Origin of the sequence: Nostoc sp. CHAB 5715, from assembly GCF_020829685.1 — a bacterium.
Classification (GTDB): domain Bacteria; phylum Cyanobacteriota; class Cyanobacteriia; order Cyanobacteriales; family Nostocaceae; genus Nostoc.
Genome location: NZ_JAIVFR010000939.1, coordinates 1 through 2,869 on the forward strand (window position 1 = coordinate 1; position 2,869 = coordinate 2,869).

2 protein-coding genes and 1 pseudogene are annotated in these 2,869 nt (G+C 44.5%); all 3 read right to left on the reverse strand.

Annotated elements, in window-relative coordinates:
- Nucleotides 1-995 (reverse strand): protein translocase subunit SecF (gene secF / locus LC574_RS34015; protein ID WP_229458013.1); only part of this gene is annotated, 995 nt, incomplete at its 3' end.
- Nucleotides 992-2,404, reverse strand: a complete 1,413-nt coding sequence (gene secD, locus LC574_RS34020; RefSeq protein WP_229458014.1) for a protein translocase subunit SecD — start codon at nt 2,402-2,404, stop codon at nt 992-994. The genes secD and secF, both read right to left, overlap by 4 nt.
- 138 nt (nt 2,405-2,542) lie before the next feature.
- Nucleotides 2,543-2,749, reverse strand: a pseudogene (locus tag LC574_RS34025) (transketolase C-terminal domain-containing protein); the annotation flags it as partial.
- Between the last annotated feature and the right edge of the window lie 120 nt (nt 2,750-2,869).

Below are 2,869 nucleotides of genomic sequence, written 5' to 3' on the forward strand. Positions count from 1 at the left end.
GTAAACCAAACCTTACCAGCAGATGTATCAATCGACTCACCACTGACTACCACGCTTGTTTGACCGTTGCGCTCTCGCCACAAAGTTAGAAGAGTACTGGCGATGAAAATACTTGAATAAGCCCCCGCTGTAAAGCCAATAATTAGAGCTAAGGCAAAGTTTTTCAGAGTTTCGCCGCCAAACAGAAAGATAGCAAACAATGACAGCATTGTAGAAAAGGTCGTGTTGATAGACCTTGTTAAGGTTTGGTTTACCGCATCATCCACAATATCAGCAATTGGTCGATTGGGATTTATTTGCAGCGTCTCACGAATGCGATCGTAAATCACTACAGTATCGTTAACTGAGAAACCTGTAATTGTCAGCAGGGCAACAATGAAGAGACTATCTACTTCAGTACCCAGTACCAAACCCAAAATCGAAAACATCCCTGCTGTAACCAAGACATCATGAAATACAGCAACGACAGCAAACACGGCATAATCCAACTGAAACCGGAAGCTCAAGTAAATAATGATGCCTGCAAAGGAAACTATTAGAGCTATTACCCCAGACCTAAACAGCTCTGCCCCCAGAGTAGGACCAACGGTATCAAATTGATTTTTTTGCTGGTCAAAAGCACCGACTTTTTCACTTAAGGCATTTTGCAAATTGGTACGCTGTTCGCGATCCAAATTTTTTGTGCGAATTAATATACCATTTTCTGCACCAGTACCTTTGTCAGCAACAATTTGGATACTGCTATCACCCAACCCCTGTGCTTTAGCTACTTCCCGAACGACATTGATATCAATTGGCTGGTCGCAGTTACCGGGTTTGGTACAATCCCGTTCAAACTGCAATCGTGTACCACCAACAAAATCCAAACTGGGACGTAGGGGTGCTTTGATGTTCGGGTTTTGCCAAGAAATCACCATTGAGATGATACCAGCGACAATGAAGGCACAAGAAATAGCCCACCAAAGCGATCGCGATTTGTTAATACTTAGTTTCATTGAGTCACCTCTGCCTTATTTGATGTTGGCAGGTTCGGACAAAAAAGTTCTGGTTTCCGCAGTGCGGGAATTGTATATGCTAAAAACATCAAGGTGCGACTACAAGTAATGGCGCTAAACATACTCACTGCTACGCCCAAAGCTAAAGTTAGGGCAAAGCCTTTCACCAAACCAGCTCCTAGCCAAAATAGGGCGGCACAGGCAATAACTGTGGTAACGTTGCCGTCTAAAATACTCGAAAAGGCTCGGTAAAATCCAGATTCTATAGAACGATACAGGGATTTGCCTGCTTGCAATTCTTCCCGCGTCCGCTCAAAAATTAGCACATTTGCATCTACCGCCATCCCAATACTGAGAATAAAACCGGCAATTCCTGGCAGGGTTAGGGTGACACCTAACAAAGCAAAGCTAGCCCAGGTCAGCAAGGCGTAAATCAATAGTGCTACATCGGCAATCAGTCCTGGTAGTCTATAGTACACCACCATAAATATTAATACTAAAGTCAGACCACCGATACCAGCGTAGATACTGCTAGTGATGCTATCTTTACCCAAGGTTGCCCCAACAGTGCGAATTTCTGCAATTTCTACTGGTACGGGTAATGCACCACCACGTAGCTGCACGCCTAAATCATTGGCTTGTTGTGCGGTAAACCGTCCTGTAATTATGGCAGAGCCACCACTAATGCCTGCGGTGGCAAATTCTATACCCACCGTAGGAGCGCTGATCAGTTCATTGTCCAGAAAAACACCAATGCTACGCCCAGTACCGGCAAGATTTTTTGTCAAATTGGCAAACAGTTGACCACCCTCTTGGTCGAAGCGAATGGCAACATGCCAGTTGTCACCTTGACTGGGTTCACCATAGGCATCCTTGAGGTATTTGCCAATTAGGGGTGGATTAGTGCTTTCAAACAATTCTGCGATCGCTTGATTATTTTTTTGTAAATCTTCTTGATTCTTGACAATTGCCGCTTTGTCTGTACTCTTTCTCAACCCTTCTTGCTTGGCTTTCAATTCGGCTCTAGATGCTTGAAAAGCAAACAGTGGAGTTTCTGTATTCGGCTTTTGGGTGCGAAATTCTAACTGCGCCGTACCCCCTAGCACGCGTTCGGCTTGCTCTGGATCATTGACTCCTGGTAGTTGCACCAATATTTTATCTGTGCCGACTGTTTGGATGACTGGCTCAGAAACACCCAGACCATTAATCCGACCTTCGACAACTTTCTTTACACCTTCCAATTCTCGGTCGGTGATTTGGGGAATATCTGCTGATGGTTTCACTTGAATTGTGAGCTGTGAGCCTCCGCGCAAGTCCAGCCCAAGAGGTATCGGAATTGTGACAATCACCGTAATAGCGGCGATTATCAGGACTAAAATCAAAATTAATAGCGATCGCTGTCTTTGCATACCATAACTCGCAACTGACAAAGGCTATAATAGCGCTCTTTTATGGAGTTATGAGTTGGGAAATGGGGAGTGGGGAGTGGGGAGTGGGGAGTAGGGGTTGAATTTATTACCTATTCCCTACTCCCTATTCCCTACTCCCTAGACTCGCAAAGTTACCATTTTTTCCACAGCTTCCACTATTTGCTCTGGTTGGATGATTGTTAGTCGTTCTAAGTTGCCGTTATAGGGTGTGGGGATATCTTGGGAAGACAGCCGCAGTACTGGCGCATCCAATTCATCGAATAAGCGATCGTTGATTGAGGCAATAACTTCTGCTCCAATACCCGCAGTTCGCATGGATTCTTGAGTTAGTGTTATGACTTAACCTACAAGTATTTTTGGCGTTGCATAAATTCGGAATGAATTTGCGGGTGAAACCATTGAAAACTCATTCCAAATTGAGCTAAATCATCCCATGATTCAGCA

What these genes read in the sequence shown, in the direction of transcription:
- secD (WP_229458014.1), bottom strand. Translation starts at nt 2,404, where the DNA reads ATGCAAAGACAGCGATCGCTATTAATTTTGATTTTAGTCCTGATAATC.